Origin of the sequence: Cytobacillus firmus (assembly GCF_023612095.1) — a bacterium.
Taxonomy (GTDB): Bacteria; Bacillota; Bacilli; order Bacillales; family Cytobacillaceae; genus Cytobacillus.
Genome location: NZ_CP086235.1, coordinates 1,266,072 through 1,282,069 on the forward strand (window position 1 = coordinate 1,266,072; position 15,998 = coordinate 1,282,069).

General features: G+C 40.7%; 18 protein-coding genes and 1 pseudogene. 15 read left to right on the forward strand and 4 right to left on the reverse strand.

Annotated features, from left to right (window positions below; genetic code table 11):
• Positions 1-128 precede the first annotated feature (128 nt).
• Positions 129-905, forward strand: coding sequence for a phosphatidylserine decarboxylase (locus tag LLY41_RS06310; RefSeq protein WP_304587198.1), 777 nt, complete (start codon positions 129-131; stop codon positions 903-905).
• A gap of 71 nt (positions 906-976) precedes the next feature.
• Here the strand turns inward: LLY41_RS06310 and LLY41_RS06315 are convergent, their stop codons facing one another.
• Positions 977-1,117, reverse strand: a complete 141-nt coding sequence (locus LLY41_RS06315; protein WP_035331211.1) for a sporulation histidine kinase inhibitor Sda — start codon at positions 1,115-1,117, stop codon at positions 977-979.
• A gap of 529 nt (positions 1,118-1,646) precedes the next feature.
• On the opposite strand from LLY41_RS06315, the gene LLY41_RS06320 reads away from it, so the two are divergent.
• The 8 genes from LLY41_RS06320 to LLY41_RS06355 are packed head-to-tail and all read left to right on the forward strand — an operon-like array spanning position 1,647 to position 6,714.
• On the forward strand, positions 1,647-2,162 hold the full coding sequence (locus LLY41_RS06320; protein ID WP_095245908.1) for a YqeG family HAD IIIA-type phosphatase: 516 nt from the start codon (positions 1,647-1,649) through the stop codon (positions 2,160-2,162).
• 3 nt (positions 2,163-2,165) lie between these two features.
• The gene (gene yqeH, locus LLY41_RS06325) at positions 2,166-3,272 is read left to right on the forward strand and encodes a ribosome biogenesis GTPase YqeH (RefSeq protein ID WP_095245907.1); all 1,107 of its coding nucleotides are present in this window, start codon (positions 2,166-2,168) and stop codon (positions 3,270-3,272) included.
• A 46-nt stretch (positions 3,273-3,318) separates the two neighbouring features.
• Positions 3,319-4,158, forward strand: a complete 840-nt coding sequence (gene aroE, locus LLY41_RS06330) for a shikimate dehydrogenase (RefSeq protein ID WP_095245906.1) — start codon at positions 3,319-3,321, stop codon at positions 4,156-4,158.
• Positions 4,152-4,442, forward strand: a complete 291-nt coding sequence (gene yhbY, locus LLY41_RS06335) for a ribosome assembly RNA-binding protein YhbY (RefSeq protein WP_095245905.1) — start codon at positions 4,152-4,154, stop codon at positions 4,440-4,442. Before aroE ends, yhbY begins: the two co-directional genes overlap by 7 nt.
• Before the next feature lie 39 nt (positions 4,443-4,481).
• The gene (locus tag LLY41_RS06340) at positions 4,482-5,051 is read left to right on the forward strand and encodes a nicotinate-nucleotide adenylyltransferase (RefSeq protein ID WP_095245904.1); all 570 of its coding nucleotides are present in this window, start codon (positions 4,482-4,484) and stop codon (positions 5,049-5,051) included.
• Positions 5,041-5,607: a bis(5'-nucleosyl)-tetraphosphatase (symmetrical) YqeK gene (gene yqeK, locus LLY41_RS06345; protein WP_095245903.1), complete on the forward strand. Its 567-nt coding sequence runs from the start codon at positions 5,041-5,043 to the stop codon at positions 5,605-5,607. Before LLY41_RS06340 ends, yqeK begins: the two co-directional genes overlap by 11 nt.
• A 4-nt stretch (positions 5,608-5,611) precedes the next feature.
• Positions 5,612-5,968, forward strand: coding sequence for a ribosome silencing factor (gene rsfS / locus LLY41_RS06350; RefSeq protein WP_095245902.1), 357 nt, complete (start codon positions 5,612-5,614; stop codon positions 5,966-5,968).
• A complete protein-coding gene (locus tag LLY41_RS06355) occupies positions 5,965-6,714 on the forward strand; it encodes a class I SAM-dependent DNA methyltransferase (protein ID WP_095245901.1) in 750 nt (249 codons plus the stop codon). Before rsfS ends, LLY41_RS06355 begins: the two co-directional genes overlap by 4 nt.
• Positions 6,715-6,790: 76 nt before the next feature.
• Here LLY41_RS06355 and comER read toward each other — a convergent pair whose 3' ends face one another.
• Positions 6,791-7,615 (reverse strand): late competence protein ComER, encoded by an 825-nt coding sequence (gene comER / locus LLY41_RS06360; protein WP_095245900.1) that lies wholly within the window; start codon positions 7,613-7,615, stop codon positions 6,791-6,793.
• Between the two features lie 89 nt (positions 7,616-7,704).
• Here comER and LLY41_RS06365 point away from each other — a divergent pair, with 89 nt between their 5' ends.
• The 3 genes from LLY41_RS06365 to LLY41_RS06375 all read left to right on the forward strand — a co-directional run bounded on the left by LLY41_RS06365 (position 7,705) and on the right by LLY41_RS06375 (position 11,399).
• The gene (locus LLY41_RS06365) at positions 7,705-8,337 is read left to right on the forward strand and encodes a helix-hairpin-helix domain-containing protein (protein WP_095245899.1); all 633 of its coding nucleotides are present in this window, start codon (positions 7,705-7,707) and stop codon (positions 8,335-8,337) included.
• 102 nt (positions 8,338-8,439) lie between these two features.
• Positions 8,440-9,003: a ComE operon protein 2 gene (locus LLY41_RS06370; RefSeq protein WP_095245898.1), complete on the forward strand. Its 564-nt coding sequence runs from the start codon at positions 8,440-8,442 to the stop codon at positions 9,001-9,003.
• 191 nt (positions 9,004-9,194) lie between these two features.
• Complete coding sequence (locus LLY41_RS06375; RefSeq protein WP_304587200.1) at positions 9,195-11,399, forward strand: DNA internalization-related competence protein ComEC/Rec2; 2,205 nt, start codon at positions 9,195-9,197, stop codon at positions 11,397-11,399.
• Positions 11,400-11,525: 126 nt separating this feature from the next.
• Here LLY41_RS06375 and LLY41_RS06380 read toward each other — a convergent pair whose 3' ends face one another.
• Positions 11,526-11,660 (reverse strand): YqzM family protein, encoded by a 135-nt coding sequence (locus LLY41_RS06380; RefSeq protein ID WP_095245896.1) that lies wholly within the window; start codon positions 11,658-11,660, stop codon positions 11,526-11,528.
• Positions 11,661-11,958: 298 nt separating this feature from the next.
• Between LLY41_RS06380 and holA the strand changes: the two genes are divergently transcribed.
• Entirely contained in the window at positions 11,959-12,987 is a 1,029-nt protein-coding gene (gene holA / locus LLY41_RS06385) for a DNA polymerase III subunit delta (RefSeq protein WP_095245895.1), read from the forward strand.
• Positions 12,988-13,077: 90 nt separating this feature from the next.
• Here the strand turns inward: holA and rpsT are convergent, their stop codons facing one another.
• Complete coding sequence (gene rpsT / locus LLY41_RS06390) at positions 13,078-13,344, reverse strand: 30S ribosomal protein S20 (RefSeq protein ID WP_095245631.1); 267 nt, start codon at positions 13,342-13,344, stop codon at positions 13,078-13,080.
• Between the two features lie 253 nt (positions 13,345-13,597).
• Between rpsT and gpr the strand changes: the two genes are divergently transcribed.
• Together gpr and spoIIP are read left to right on the forward strand one after the other, a co-directional pair.
• The gene (gpr, locus tag LLY41_RS06395; protein WP_095245632.1) at positions 13,598-14,725 is read left to right on the forward strand and encodes a GPR endopeptidase; all 1,128 of its coding nucleotides are present in this window, start codon (positions 13,598-13,600) and stop codon (positions 14,723-14,725) included.
• A gap of 69 nt (positions 14,726-14,794) precedes the next feature.
• A pseudogene (gene spoIIP, locus LLY41_RS06400) lies at positions 14,795-15,998 on the forward strand (stage II sporulation protein P).

Genomic DNA, 15,998 nt, shown 5'->3' on the forward strand with positions numbered 1-15,998 from the left:
TAATAAAAAAAGTGCCAAATCCGGGGAAGTCTATGGCAAACTTAGTTTTATATGTTATATAATAATATTTTATTCTATGCTTTTTATGCCTGTTCGTAAAGAACATATTTAGTTAGGGGGCATTTCCTTTGTTAAAACCTGTATATCGACTGCTGATTGAATTGACAAATGGAAGATGGACATCCGGTATACTTCAGAAATTTGCACAATCAAATCTAAGCAGGAGGGTCATTCCTTCATTTTCAAGAATTTATAATATTAATGAAAGTGAAATGGAAAAAAACCTGCATGAATATCCAACACTTCATGAGTTTTTCATTAGAAGGCTGAAAGAAGATGCACGAGTAACGGATGAGAGCCCTGATTCAGCAGTGAGTCCTGTAGATGCTGTAATCGAAGATATTGGGGATATCCGGGAGGATCGTATAATTACGGTAAAAGGGAAGAACTATTCCATCTCTGAGATGCTTGGTGCAAATAAAGCAGGGAAATATGCAGGCGGCACTTACATGATCTTTTATTTAAGTCCGAGCCACTACCACAGGATACACAGCCCGGTCACTGGAAAAGTAACAGATCAATGGATTCTGGGGTTAAAATCTTTTCCTGTTAACAAATGGGGTTTAAAATATGGAAGAGAAACGCTTTCTAAAAATTTCCGGAGCATAACTGAAGTAAAGCATGGTGATTCAGCCATCGCAATTGTGAAGGTGGGTGCTATGTTTGTAAATTCCATCGAACTTACCCATGAAGGGGACCAGCTTGAAAAAGGAAAGGAAATGGCCTATTTTACATTTGGCTCTACTGTCATTCTTCTGTTTGAGAAGGGGAAATTCCAGCTCGAAAAGTCAATTAAGACCCCTGCTCAAATTAAAGTAGGGGAGCGGATTGGAACCCTGTTGTGAATGAAAAGACCAGTTATTTCAGGTGTTTAAATATGAGTATAAAAAAAGCCCTAGTAAGGGCTTGTCCATTTTTATGATGTAACTTTTATTCTGTTTGATAGTGATCGACGGTGGATTTCTGTTTCAATTAAACGGATGAAGTCTTTGCTAAGCTGCAGTTCTTTTGCTTTATAATAGGATTCGATTAATAATTCATCTGACAGTTTACGCATTCCTGTCCCACCTCCAGGTACTTGATATTTCAGTTCTAAAAGAATTATTTTATACATATAATGTAAGATTTTATGTTGTACCCCTACTTTAGCAAATTAAAACGGTTAGAACAACTGTTCTCTTATCCACAGGAAACCGTGGATAACCTGTGATTATTTTGTTTATAAAAAGGGAAAAAGTAGTAAAATCATATTGGATTATGTGCATAAAGTTATCCACAGGGCTGAGGAGCAGTTGGTTTTTGTCGAAAAATTTTTATTTTAAGGTTAATTAACAACTATTCTGTGGAAATTTACTGAGTTTTGAGTGTCTTTCCCCATTTTGTGGAATCGTATAAAATAGAACGGCCTGATTGAAATCCGTCATTCTTTATTTTGAAAGAGTGGACGAAATTGGGTATGATGAAATCGGTGTTTTATCTAGTGAATGGCTGCAGACACTAATTAACATTTAAGACCGGGATTAATTTGAGGGCAATAGATACACTATTGCCGGACAATATGAATAAATGATTGAGGTGTAAATATAGTGTTAAAGCATTTTTTGCCTAATCAGCATGTTAAAAGTATTTTTGAAATAACTCCACATAGTTTACAGGGAAAGGGAGTTAAAGGGATAATCACGGACCTGGATAATACACTTGTTGAATGGGACAGGCCCAATGCAACGCCGAAGCTGATTAACTGGTTTGAAGAAATGAAGCAAAGCAATATTAAGGTTACCATTGTGTCTAATAATAATGAAAATCGCGTTAAGGCTTTTTCCCATCCACTTGATATTCCATTTATTTATCAGGCGAGAAAGCCAATGGGCAGGGCCTTCCGGAGAGCTCTAGCTGAGATGGGACTGAGAAAAGAAGAAACAGTGGTGATTGGAGATCAATTGCTGACTGATGTACTGGGAGGAAACAGAAGCGGTTTCCATACTATATTGGTCGTACCTGTTGCTCAAACTGACGGGTTTGTTACGAAATTTAACCGGCTGGTAGAGAGACGGATTTTAAATTGGTTCAGAAAAAAAGGCATGATTCAGTGGGAGGATTAAAAAGTGAGTGAAGAACAATTTGTTTGCGTAGGCTGTGGAGTGAAAGTTCAGGCAGAGAATCCTGATGAATTAGGTTATGCTCCTCAATCAGCTCTGCAGAAGGAAACGATTATTTGCCAGCGCTGTTTCAGGCTGAAGCACTATAATGAAGTTCAGGATGTAAGCTTGACTGATGATGATTTTCTAAAGATCCTGAATGAAATTGGACAAAGTGATGCACTTATTGTGAAGATTGTGGACATTTTTGATTTTAACGGCAGCTGGCTCCCAGGTCTTCACCGTTTTGTGGGCAGCAATAAAATTCTGCTTGTTGGAAACAAAGTTGACCTGCTTCCAAAGTCCGTGAAAACAAACAAGCTGATTAACTGGATGAAGCAGGAATCAAAACAGCTGGGGCTGAAACCGGAAGAGGTGTATCTGGCCAGTGCTGCAAAAGGGTACTCCATTAATGAAATTGCAGCAGCCATCGATCATTATCGGGAAGGAAAAGACGTTTATGTAGTAGGATGTACGAATGTAGGTAAATCCACTTTCATCAATCGCATATTAAAAGAAGTAACAGGTGAGGGCGATGTCATCACTACTTCCCACTTCCCAGGAACGACTCTGGATATTATCGAGATCCCTCTATCTGATGGAAAGGCTTTGGTGGATACTCCAGGCATAATTAACCATCATCAGATGGCTCATTATGTAGATAAAAGGGATTTAAAGGTGATAACACCTAAAAAGGAGATTAAACCTAAGGTTTTCCAGCTGAATGAAGAGCAGACTCTGTTTTTTGGCGGACTGGCCAGGTTTGATTATATTGCTGGCGGCCGGCGGTCATTTGTTTGTCATTTCTCCAATGAATTAAATATTCACCGCACCAAAACAGAAAAGGCGGATGAGCTATATGAGAATCATGCGGGAGAGATGCTTACACCGCCAAGAATAGAGCAGATGGAAACCTTCCCGGAGCTTGTGAAACATGAATTCACAATTAAAGAACCGAAAACAGATATAGTATTTTCAGGACTTGGCTGGATAACGGTAAATGAGGGTGGGGCCAAAGTAGCTGCATATGTTCCTAAAGGTGTCCATGCCATGATAAGGAAGTCATTAATTTAGGCTGTTACTTGCATTTGCTTACGCTTTTCAAAAGGGGTGAGGATTTTTGAAAAAGCTGTTTGGGGTGATTGGGGATCCAATTTCCCATTCAATGTCCCCCGCTATGCACAATGAATTATTTAAGATTTACAGTATTGATGCACATTATCATCCATTTCATGTATCCAGGGGAAATCTGAATGACGCTGTTAAAGGGTTCAGGGCAATCGGCATTGAGGGATTTAATGTTACAGTACCCCATAAGGAGGCTATCATTCCTCTTTTAGATGAACTGGATCCTCTGGCTGAGGCAATTGGGGCAGTTAATACAGTGGTCAACCAGGATGGTAAGCTAATAGGCTGCAATACGGATGGACGGGGATTTGTAAAAGGCCTGCTGAATCAAAACCGATCAATTAATGAGAAAAAAGTGCTGATAGTGGGGGCAGGCGGAGCTGCGAGAGCCATTTATTTTACAATTGCTAAAGAGGGCCCGGAGCTTCTGGACATTTGCAATCGGACTCCCGAAAGGGCAGAGCAGATTTTGAATGACTGCCCTTTTGAGGTCCCTGCTCGTGTGCTGAACCGGCAGGAAGCAGAGGAAAGCCTGGAAACATACGATTTAATTGTTCAGACTACATCAATTGGAATGCATCCGGAAATTGGCCAAAGCCCGCTTTCGGTACATAAGCTTAAGCCTGGAGCCTTTGTTAGTGATATCATTTATAATCCGCTGCAAACCAGGCTTTTAAAGGAAGCTGCCGTAATGGGCGCCGGAATTCAGAATGGTATTGATATGTTCGTTTATCAGGGGGCTCTTGCTTTTGAAATGTGGACTGGCATTGAGCCTGACATTGAAAGAATGAGACAAAAGGTTTTAAATCAGCTGGGAGGATTATTATGCTAACAGGAAAGCAAAAGCGTTTGTTGCGATCAAAAGCGCACCATTTAAACCCTATTTTCCAAGTGGGAAAGGGCGGGGTTAATGAAAATATGATTAAACAAGTAGGAGAAGCACTGGAAGCCCGTGAGTTATTAAAGGTTTCAGTCCTTCAAAACTGTGAAGAAGACAGAGATGTGGTGGCACAGCAGCTGTCAGAAGGCGCGAAGGCTGATGTTGTCCAAATCATCGGGAATATTATTGTTTTATACAAAGAATCAAAAGAAAACAAACAAATCAACTTGCCGTAAGCTTCGGGAAAATTAAACTGATTGTATGGAGGAGTGTAAATGGAAAAGGTAGGCATACTTGGAGGGACCTTTAATCCGCCTCATTTAGGCCATCTCATTATTGCAAATGAGGTAATGTCTTCCCATGGTTTGGATGAAGTATGGTTTATGCCGAACCATGAGCCTCCCCATAAAAAGAGGTCAGATCATGTCAGCAGCAGTGATCGAATAGAAATGCTGAAACTCGCATTGCAGAATCATCCAGGCTTTAAATTAGAGTTAATTGAGCTGGAGCGGGAAGGTCCTTCATTTACCTACGATACGATCAGGATTTTGAAGGAACACTATCCTCAAAAGCAATTTTATTTTATTATTGGAGCTGACATGGTTGAATATTTGCCCAAGTGGCATAACATTGACAAACTTCTTGAATTGATTACCTTTATAGGAGTAAGGCGGCCATCTTACAATTTGCAGACTCCGTATCCAATTCTTTCTGCTGGCGTTCCTGAAATGGGGATCTCCTCAAGTATGATCAGAAGCCGTGTAAAGGAAGGCGGTACTATACGATATCTGGTACCGGATTCTATAAGGAGTTATATAAAGGAGAATCATTTATATGAATCGTGAAAAAGCTCTGGCTATTGTAAAGGAGCAGCTGACTGAACATCGCTACCTTCATACAGTCGGGGTGATGGAAACAGCCATTAAACTTGCAGAGAAATATGGCGCTGATAGTAAAAAAGCTGAACTGGCAGCCATTTTTCATGATTATGCTAAGTTTCGCCCTAAGGAAGAAATGAGGGAAATTATCATTAAGACTGGTATGCCAGCCGAGCTTTTGGATTACAATAGTGAACTTTGGCATGCTCCTGTCGGTGCTTATTTGGCTGAGAAAGAAGCTGGAATGCATGATAAAGAGGTTTTGGATGCAATAAGATATCATACTTCAGGGAGGCCGGGAATGGCACTTCTTGAAAAGATCATTTATCTAGCAGATTATATTGAACCTGGAAGGCATTTTCCCGGAGTTGACGAAGTGCGTGATTTAGCACAGACCAACTTGAACAAGGCTTTAATAAAATCTGTCCAAAATACCATTATGTTTTTAATGAAAAAAGGGCAGCCTGTTTTTCCGGCTTCCTTCGAAACTTATAATGACCTTGTAATAAATAAGGAGGATTGATTAAATGAAAGAAAATACTATGCTGATGACGGCAGTAAAAGCAGCGGATGATAAACGTGCAGAAGATATAACGGTTCTAAATATGAAGGGGATTTCCCTGATTTCGGACTACTTTGTTATTTGCCACGGAAATTCTGATAAACAAGTGCAAGCCATTGCTCGGGAAATGAAAGAAAAATCTGAAGAACAAGGGTTTACGGTTAAGCGAATGGAAGGCTTCGATGAAGCAAGGTGGATTCTGGTAGATATGGGTGATATCGTTGCACATATTTTCCATAAGGATGAAAGAAGCTACTATAATCTTGAAAGACTCTGGGGAGATGCCCCGGTCGAAAACGTTCAGGGCATTCTTAACCAATGAGCTACGGTAAGTTCGCTTATCTCTATGACAGGCTGATGGAAGATGTTCCTTATGACAGCTGGATTAAATTGATCAATGAAAAGCATGTGGAATTTAATGTTACAGGCAAACAATTGCTGGATCTTGCATGCGGTACAGGGCAGCTTTCCATAAGGTTTAGTGAACAGGGCTATGAGGTAACCGGTGTGGATTTATCAGAGGATATGCTGGCTGTAGCCCATTCAAAGGCGGAGCAGAAAGGTCTGCAAATCCCCTTTTACCTGCAGAACATGGCAGAGCTTGAAGGGTTTAGTGAATTTGATATCATTGGCATATTTTGTGATTCTTTGAATTATCTGGAGACGGAATCAGATGTAAAAAACACCTTCCGGCGGGTCCATAGCTATTTAAAAAACGATGGTCTATTTATTTTTGATGTTCATTCCATTTATAAAATCATGCAGATATTTATGAACCAGACCTTTGCTGAAAATGACGAGGAAATTTCATATATCTGGCACAGCTTTCAGGGCGAATACCCTAATTCTGTAGAGCACGATCTTTCATTTTTTGTTCAGGACGAAAAAACAGGAAAGTATGACCGCTATGACGAACTGCATTTGCAGCGCACTTATCCTATTGACCAATATAAAAGCTGGCTTGAGGAATGCGGTTTTGACCTTGTTGACGTTTCAGGAGACTTTAAAGAAGGACCTCCAGACAGCCAGGCTGAACGAATCATCTTTATTGCAAAGAAAAAGGACTAATATAAAAACAGCCGGTTCAATTTTTCCGGCTGTTTTTTTAAAATAGTGAAGGATTATTTCCATTAACATCGAATAGCTAATGGAGAGAATACTGCTTTTTTACTTCGACAAGATCTTCGTCAAACTTGGAATGTGTCGCCTGGAATAAGTGTTCAAATACACTGCCGAGCTCGCTTTCAAGAATTTTAATTCCCTCTCCTGTAATTCCTCCTTTGACACATACCTTCTCCTGCAATGTAGGTAATGTATAAAAACCCTTTTTCAGTAATTCCCCAAGCCCGATCAGCATTTCTCCTGCAAGCTTTGTAGCTGTTTCATTATCAATCTCCGTTTCCGCAACTGCGGCATTGATGAAGCGCTGTGTCAAGTAGCTGAAAAAGGCAGGTCCGCAGCTGACAATATCCGAAGAAACCCTGGTAATCGCTTCCTCTATAAAAACAGGTGTGGAGATACTTTCAAAAAGCCTGTTAAGTTCCCCTTTCCATTGTTCGCTGCATTGTTCACCGAATGATAATAAAGACACCCCTGATAAGGCCCGGTTAGTAATGCTTGGAATCGCCCTCGCCGCTGAACAAGGCACAATTGATTCAAGCTGTTTTACACTAATGGGGCTGGTTATGGACACTACACATTTATCTTCTGACAGGAACGGCAAAATATCCTGAACGACATTATACACATCATGGGGCTTTACACAAATAAAGATCAGCGAAGAACGATGTGCGGCCTCTCTTGCATTATTTACAACGGTAATTTCATGATGTTTTTCCTTTATTTTCATTGCTTTTGCCACTGTCCGATTGGTTATCGTCATGGAGGCCGGGGAAACGGCTCCCCCATCAAGGAAGGCCTCGGTCAAAATTCTCCCCATATTACCTGTGCCGATGATTCCGATTTTCAATGCTACATCCCTCCTTTGAAAGCAGGCTCTCTCATATAACGATATGTATCAAAAAAACATTTATTCCAAAAAGAAAGGATGGATCCATAGTGCCCGAATGGATAAAAGCCTATAAATTTTTCTTTGCAGGAGGTGCGGTTGCATTGGCTGCACTCCTCTATTATTTTTTAATGCCCGTTCAGGAGACTGAGGTATTTCCAGAGATTGAACAGTCAATTTCTTTGAACGAAGAAGAAGGTAAAGAAACAGCAGGTGATATGCAGGCTGAACAGGTGATGCAGACGATGAAAGCAGATATTAAAGGAGCAGTAAAAAAACCGGGAGTATATGAAGCAAAAGAGGGTGAAAGGGTAATAGACCTGCTGGAAAAAGCAGGGGGACTGACGGAAAAAGCGGATAGCACTAAAATTAATTTTGCCCTGAAAATTACAGATGAAATGGTGATATATGTTCCGGAAGAGGGTGAAATTCTTGAAGAGGCCCGGGCGGGAGCCGGAAATGTCGAGGTTAAAGGACAACAGGATAGCGGAAAGGTAAATTTAAACGGGGCGGATGAAACAGAATTACAGACATTGCCGGGGATAGGGCCTTCTAAGGCTGCAGCGATAATTGAACACCGTGATACAAATGGACCCTATAAGGATATTGAGGATTTGAAATTAATTTCAGGGATAGGGGATAAAACCTTTGAAAAACTCAAAGAGCATATTAGTGTAAACTAATTTCATTCCATTGACCTGCACAAGCTTGAGGCTTACACTTATTGAGAGAAAAAGCTATATTTTAATTCAGGGCATATATGCCTGTGTAAAGGGGAGAGACAGATGGACCGGATTTCCTGGAACCAATATTTTATGGCACAAAGCCATTTGCTTGCTTTGAGGAGCACATGTACAAGACTTGCTGTCGGAGCAACCATTGTAAGGGATAAGAGAATCATTGCAGGCGGCTACAATGGATCAATTGCCGGCGGTGAACATTGTGTTGATGATGGCTGCTATGTTATTGATAACCATTGTGTCAGGACCATTCATGCGGAAATGAATGCGATTTTACAGTGTGCAAAATTTGGGGTGCCGACAAGTGATGCAGAAATATATGTAACTCATTTTCCGTGCCTTCAATGCTGCAAAGCAATTATACAGGCGGGAATTAAAACAGTTTACTACGCACAGGACTATAAAAATCACCCTTATGGAATTGAACTCTTTGAGAAGGCTGGTGTGAAAACTGTCCATGTGGCGGCTGAAAAAGTATCCTTCGATGACAGCATACAGGAAAAACGTGATTTTATAGAGGATTTAATCAATGAGCTTGAAAAAAGCGGTAAAAATCAGGACATTATGAAAAGCTATAAAGAAAAAAAGGACAAACTTTTTCAAAATTAATCCATTGAAGCAGCGGCACCTTCAATGATAAGGTGCTGCTCCTTTAAAATAACTAAAGGAGCAAATGATATGAAAGGCAGATGGATATACGCAGCTGCTGCCTCACTCCTGGGGAATTTGACATCATTACTTCATCCGGCAATTGCTATCATTTTTCTCTTCTTGTCCTTTTCCTTTTAAAAAGAAATATCTTGACTAAAAAGACCATGACTATCCTTATTTTGATTTACCTTGCCTTAATCATAAGGAGTGAATTAGCGGCAGAATATAACAGGACAAGCCTTACAGGAAATGAGGGTGATTTTGAAATTATCCTGTCTGATTCAGTGAAGATAGATGGGGACATTCTCACAGTCTTAATTGAATTGACTGATAAAAAGGAAAAGCTGGCTGCCAGGTATAAAATCAACTCCGAAACAGAACAAAAAATCCTATCAGACCATCTGAAGATAGGAATGACATGCCGGGTTAATGGCACCTTACAGACTCCTCCAACAACTACAAATCCAAATTCCTTCAGCTACAAGGATTACTTAAACCACAATAGTATCTTTTGGATCCTCGAATTGAAACAGTTAAACCTCTCTGATTGCACATACCATAAAAGCCGCATCACATTACCAGTTTTAAAAATGAGGGAGATGGGCACAAATCATATTTTAGAGCATTTCCCTGAACAGACAGCTCCACTTTCAATCGCACTTGTCTTTGGGAATCGGAATTTTATTGATGAAGATATTATCGCTACTTATCAGAAAATCGGAATTATCCATTTGCTTGCAATATCCGGACTTCATGTAGGAATGCTTGCTGGGATGTTTTTTCTTGCCGGAGTACGTGCCGGGATCACCAGAGAAAAAATGACCAGCATCCTTATAATGGTTTTGCCGGTATATGCAATACTTACAGGGGCTGCGCCATCTGTACTGCGGGCTGTGTTTATGATGCTTCTGGTTTTAATGGCAAAGAAGCTGAAGGCTCCTGTTCAATTAGCTGATGTTATCTCCATTGTGTTTGCCGGCTACCTTTTTATCTCCCCTTTTATTATCAATAATGCCGGGTTTCAGCTGTCTTTTGCTGTGGCCTTATCGCTTATTCTCTCAGCTCCAGCCATACTCAAAAAATTTACTCATCCTCTCGCTGCCCTCCTGTCTGTTTCTCTTATTTGCCAGATAGCGGCCATTCCGATCCTCCTTTGGCATTTTTATGAGGTATCGGTTATTTCCATAATTGCCAATCTGATCTTTGTGCCGTTGTATTCTTCCATAGTCCTGCCTGTGGTATTAATTTTATTTATTTTTGATTTAATAACAGGAGGAAGGGTAGATTTCTTACTCCATGTATTGGAAAAAATGATCGTTTTTCTTAATTGGATTGCTGAAATGCTTGCCGCCATTCCTAATTCGACCCTTATTCTTGGCAGGCCAGCCCCTTTAATGCTGATCATTTATCTTTTTCTCATTCCCGTATTCTTTGCCGGCTGGGAAAGATCAAAAAACAAAAAAGCTATTATTAAGAACGGTGTGCTTCCTATTCTTGCGATAGTCATTCATTATTTTTCAAATGTGTTTACACCAGCGGGTGAAATTACATTTATTGATGTGGGGCAGGGTGACAGCATCCTGATAAAGCTTCCGTATGGGAGAGGGAATTATTTGATAGATGCAGGAGGTGCGCTTATGTTTCAAACTGAGGACTGGAAGATGCGTAGCGATCCATATGAAACAGGAAAGGACACAGTAGTGCCTTTTCTGAAAAGCAAAGGGATCAGTAAAATAGACAAATTTTTTCTCACTCACGGGGATATGGACCACATTGGCGGAGCATCAGCTGTTCTGAAGGAAATGAAGGTAAAGTCCGTTGTGTTTCCGCAGGGAGCTGAGTTCTCGGAGGCTGAAAAGGATTTGATTGTACAGGCTGAAAATAGCAAAAGTGAAATCTTGTTCACTAAAGCCGGAGATAGCTGGCTCAAAGGAGATTCCGTATTTCAGGTTTTGTCCCCGTTTGGAGGGGAGATGGGGGACGGTGTGGGGAAAAATGATGGATCTATTGTCCTTTTTGCCAAAGTGGGAGGGTTAAACTGGCTGTTTACCGGAGATTTGGAGGAACAGGGGGAAGGCCAGCTCATAAAGTCTTATCCTAAGTTGAAAGCTGATGTAGTGAAAATTGCACATCATGGAAGCAAAACTTCCTCAACAGATTTATTTCTTGCTGGAGTGAAGCCGCGGATTGGAGTTATTTCTGCAGGCAGGAACAACAGGTATGGGCATCCTCATAATGTTGTAATGAGCAGGCTGAATGACTATAATGTCAAAGTATTGAGAACCGATAGGCAAGGGGCAATTACCTATTTTTTTAAAGGGGATTCAGGAACCTTTTCAGTGCAGCTTCCATAGTATATGTTAGAAAGCATCAGGTTCCAGACTTGATAGTGCTTTATCGAAACTCCGCTCAAAAAAAAGAGGCTGCTGAGGCAGCCTCAACGTGTCAGCAGTATTGTGACACATTACTGTATGTAGCCATTAAGCTCCTAAAAATTTAATGACTGTTGCAATAATAAATAACGTTGCGAAGAAACCGAATGATACGATGAATCCTACACCAGAGTCGATTGCATCATTACGTTTGCTTTGGACGTCCTTTTCAAATTCGTTCACAGTCTACCCCTCCTATTTCCTATATAGTATAAGTCATTCAAATAAAAAAATCTAGAGTTCGCCTGCCCTTTTCCTGCATTAGCAGGAGTTGTCACAAATATGACGAAACATCATGGGGAAAATAACAAACAAAGGTGCACCGCAGCTTCCTGAGTTACCCGGGCCTCAGGGATGCAGCGTTCTATATAGATTGGAAATTGGCGTTCATTTGGGCGCCAATTTCTTATGTCTTGTCAAATTGCCATCGCTTCTTTAGGATATATAGTGAATATATTGTTTGGCGAACGGAGAGAAGAAATTGGTTTTTGATATTTGGAACAGAATTAAAGCGAAAAGTTTTGCTCCTATTTATTTATTATACGGAACAGAACCATATCTTATAAACGAAACGAAGCAGCTTCTGATCAGCAATGTGCTAAGTGAAGAAGAAGCTGATTTTAATTTATCCTCTTATGACCTTGAGGAAACCCCCATTGATACAGCGCTTGAAGATGCGGAGACATTTCCTTTTATGGGTGAAAGAAGACTGATCTTTTTACATAACCCGGTTTTTTTAACGTCAGAGAAATCGAAAGCTAAACAGGAGCATAACCTGGCTAAGCTTGAAGCCTATATTAAAGAGCCTGCCCCATATTCAGTGGTGGTATTTTCCTCATCGGCAGAAAAACTCGATGATCGGAAAAAAATAACCAAACAATTGAAAAAAACGGCTGCAGTACTTGAAGCCAAGAAATTAAATGAAGGTGAATTGAAAGCCTGGATCAGGGAACGTGCAGCATTGAATGGTGTGCAGATTGATGAATCGGCTGTTGAGCTGATTTTGACATTGGCAGGCGCCAACCTGTTTATACTGACCAACGAGATCGATAAATTAGCCCTATATGCGAATGACACAAAGCGGATAGATGAACAGATGGCAGAAAAAATGGTATCACGGTCTTTAGAGCAAAACATTTTTTCCCTTGTGGATAAGGTGGTTCACCGCAAAATAGAAGAAGCCCTGAGAATTTATTATGATTTATTAAAGCAAAATGAAGAGCCCATTAAGATTTTATCTGTTATTACAGGGCAGTTTAGATTGATTTATCAGGTGAAGGAGCTTGCCAGGAGAGGCTACGGCCAGCAGCAGATTGCCGGCTATTTAAAGATTCATCCTTTCCGGGTAAAGCTGGCGGCCGGACAGGCTCAGCTGTTTGCAGACGAAGAACTGGCAGCGATCATAAGCTTGCTTGCTGATGCAGATTACCAAATGAAAACAGGAGGCATGAATAAAACCATGCTGATTGAAATGTTCCTGTTTCGTCTGCAAAGTCAGGCACTCAGATAAAATCCTTAATAAAAAAAGCGGTCCGCAATTGGACCGCTTTTTTATGTAAAATAAAAGGCTATCCCTTAAGATAGCCGATATCTTTAAACATTACGCATTTAAAGAGTTCATTTTTTTCATTAAACGAGACTTTTTACGGGCAGCAGCATTTTTGTGGATTAGACCTTTTGCAGCAGCTTTGTCCAGTTTACGAGCAGCATCAGCGAAAGATTCAGTTGCAGCAGCAGAATCGTTGTTTACGATTGCAGCATCAACCTTCTTAACAGCTGTACGCATTCCTGATTTAACAGTAGCGTTTTGAGCTTTGCGAGCTTCGTTAGTTTTAACACGCTTGATAGCAGATTTAATGTTTGGCATTCCATTCACCTCCTGAAAAAGCATCGAGATTCTATAACTCGACATTCACGTTCATTAACAAATTCAGAACAAGTGATATTTTATCAAACACGGAGCCATAATGCAATACTCTGTACTCAAAATTACTGAGGGTTAAATCGGGAAGTTCATTCTTTTTCTGCATGATTTTGCATTTTAAAGGCAAAGATAGGATATATCTGAATTTTAGTCTGTTATTTTCCAACCTAATAAGCTGAGATTGTGAGGGATACATGTGAAGGAATCAATAGATTTAAGCCAGTACTCAGTTCGGACGGATCTTGCCATTGAAGCAAGGGAAATGGTGATTTCCGGAAGGCAGAAAGAAAATGTTCACGAGCAGGAGAATCTTTCCCAAATAGAAGGCGTCATAATTAAAGAAAAAGAAGAAAACGATATTAAAATTTCCTTTGTTGAAGTAACAAAGCAAGGAGCAGAAGCATTAGGGAAAAAAGAGGGCAAATATCTGACCCTCGAAGTGACGGGCATACGACAGCAGGATACGGAGCTGCAGCACAAAGTGGAGACTGTATTTGCAAGTGAATTTTCCCAATTTATAAAACAGCTGGGCATTAATGAAGATGCATCCTGTTTAATAGTGGGACTGGGCAATTGGAATGTCACTCCCGACGCATTGGGGCCGCAAGTCTGCGAAAATCTGCTTGTAACAAGACATCTCTATCAGCTGCAGCCTGAAAGCGTAGAAGAAGGCTACCGGCCGGTCAGTGCTATTTCTCCAGGGGTGATGGGCCTGACAGGAATTGAAACAAGTGACATCATTCATGGCATTGTTGAAAAAACAAAGCCCGACTTTGTCATTGCGATCGACGCTCTTGCTTCCCGATCAATTGAAAGAGTCAATTCTACCATTCAAATTTCGGATACAGGGATTCACCCTGGTTCTGGTGTAGGGAATAAACGAAAAGAAATCAGTAAAGAGACTTTAGGAATACCTGTCATAGCGATTGGCATCCCAACAGTAGTCGATGCCGTATCCATCACAAGCGATACAATTGATTACATCCTGAAGCATTTCGGCAAGGAAATGAAAGAAGGCGGCCGTCCATCGCGTGCCTTGGCTCCTGCAGGAATGACTTTTGGGGAGAAGAAAAAGCTGACAGATGAGGATCTGCCGGAGGAGCATCATCGAAAAACCTTCCTTGGCATGATCGGAACCTTGCCTGAAGAGGAGAAGCGTAAGCTTATTTATGAAGTACTCTCGCCTTTGGGTCATAACCTAATGGTGACGCCAAAGGAAGTGGATGTATTTATTGAAGATATGTCAAACTTAATTGCCAACGGCTTGAACGCAGCGCTCCACCAGAAAGTGAATCAGGATAATGCCGGATTTTATACAAGATAGAAAATATCCTGTTCTATCTTCTCTAGCAAAGTCATAACATTTACTAGACTAGCAAGGAGAGGTGGAACAATGAAACCTTTTAAAACGAACGGACTTGTAGTAACTATCCAAGGGACAAGCCTTTTGAAGGCTATTGGCGGGTTTCTGCTTTTTCTATTTATGATATTTTCCATAAGCGGAGCATTAACTTCCTTAAAGCCTGAATATCGAATCAGTTCTTCTTCAGTAAATTCTGCCGCGAACAGCCTGACAGGAGAAATGCTTTATCATTTTCTCGGATGGGAAAATCACTCATTTCTCCAGGGAGTTTCTGAAAGCAGTTCTCCCCGGGCTTTGCGAATTTAATTTTTAAGCTATCCACGAATGTCAATTTGGATGATCCCAGAAGTCTTCTGGGAAGGGAGCTTCCTTTTTCTCGATTTATGACAGTAAAATCCTGGTTGCAGGTGAAGGAACAGATTATACAAACATGCCAGTAGAATCTTCTCCTCCTTTAGAAGTACTTATGGCCGAACAGGAGGCATCCCTGCAAAACACCGAAGGGCTTGAGCCTTCTGGGGATAAAAAGCAGTCAAACGCCCCGCCGGTATCAACAGGTGATAAAAAACCTGTCTATGTATACTTTTCGCATAATACTGAATCCTATCTTCCGTATCTGAAGGGTGTCACCAACCCTGATGCTGCCTACCATTCAAAAATTAATATTACTAAAATCGGTGACAAGCTTAAGGAAGAGATGGAGAGCAAAGGAATAGGCACCTTTGTGGATAAAACGGATATTCAGGGGAATTTAAACAAAAAGGGCTTAACATATGGACGCTCCTATCAGGAATCCAGAGAGGTAGTCCAGGCAGCAATCACTTCCAATCGGGATCTGGCTTATTTAATCGATATTCACCGTGATTCAAAAAGAAAAAAAGATACTACAAAAGAAATTAACGGAGAGTCTTATGCCAAGCTGGCTTTTATCATTGGAGGAAATAATCCAAATTATGAAAAGAACTTAAAATTTGCTAAAGAGCTGCATGATAGACTGAGTGTCAAGTACAAAGGATTAAGCAGGGGAATAATGAAAAAAGAAGGCGCAGGTACAAATGGCAACTTCAATCAGGATTTATCAGGCAATGCCATACTCATTGAGTTTGGGGGAGTCGATAATACGTTTGAGGAGTTAAACCGTTCGGCCGAAGCACTCGCGGAAGTGTTCAGTGAATATTATTGGCAGGCCGAGGAAGTGAATTCACCGGCTGGCGATGAATCAGAAAAGAACTAG

Bases quoted from the DNA above. Each gene is read 5' to 3' on its own strand.
- LLY41_RS06315 (WP_035331211.1), bottom strand. From the start codon at position 1,117: ATGCGTAAACTGTCAGATGAATTATTAATCGAATCCTATTATAAAGCA.
- yhbY (WP_095245905.1), top strand. From the start codon at position 4,152: ATGCTAACAGGAAAGCAAAAGCGTTTGTTGCGATCAAAAGCGCACCAT.
- LLY41_RS06340 (WP_095245904.1), top strand. From the start codon at position 4,482: ATGGAAAAGGTAGGCATACTTGGAGGGACCTTTAATCCGCCTCATTTA.
- yqeK (WP_095245903.1), top strand. From the start codon at position 5,041: ATGAATCGTGAAAAAGCTCTGGCTATTGTAAAGGAGCAGCTGACTGAA.
- rsfS (WP_095245902.1), top strand. From the start codon at position 5,612: ATGAAAGAAAATACTATGCTGATGACGGCAGTAAAAGCAGCGGATGAT.
- LLY41_RS06355 (WP_095245901.1), top strand. From the start codon at position 5,965: ATGAGCTACGGTAAGTTCGCTTATCTCTATGACAGGCTGATGGAAGAT.
- LLY41_RS06370 (WP_095245898.1), top strand. From the start codon at position 8,440: ATGGACCGGATTTCCTGGAACCAATATTTTATGGCACAAAGCCATTTG.
- rpsT (WP_095245631.1), bottom strand. From the start codon at position 13,344: ATGCCAAACATTAAATCTGCTATCAAGCGTGTTAAAACTAACGAAGCT.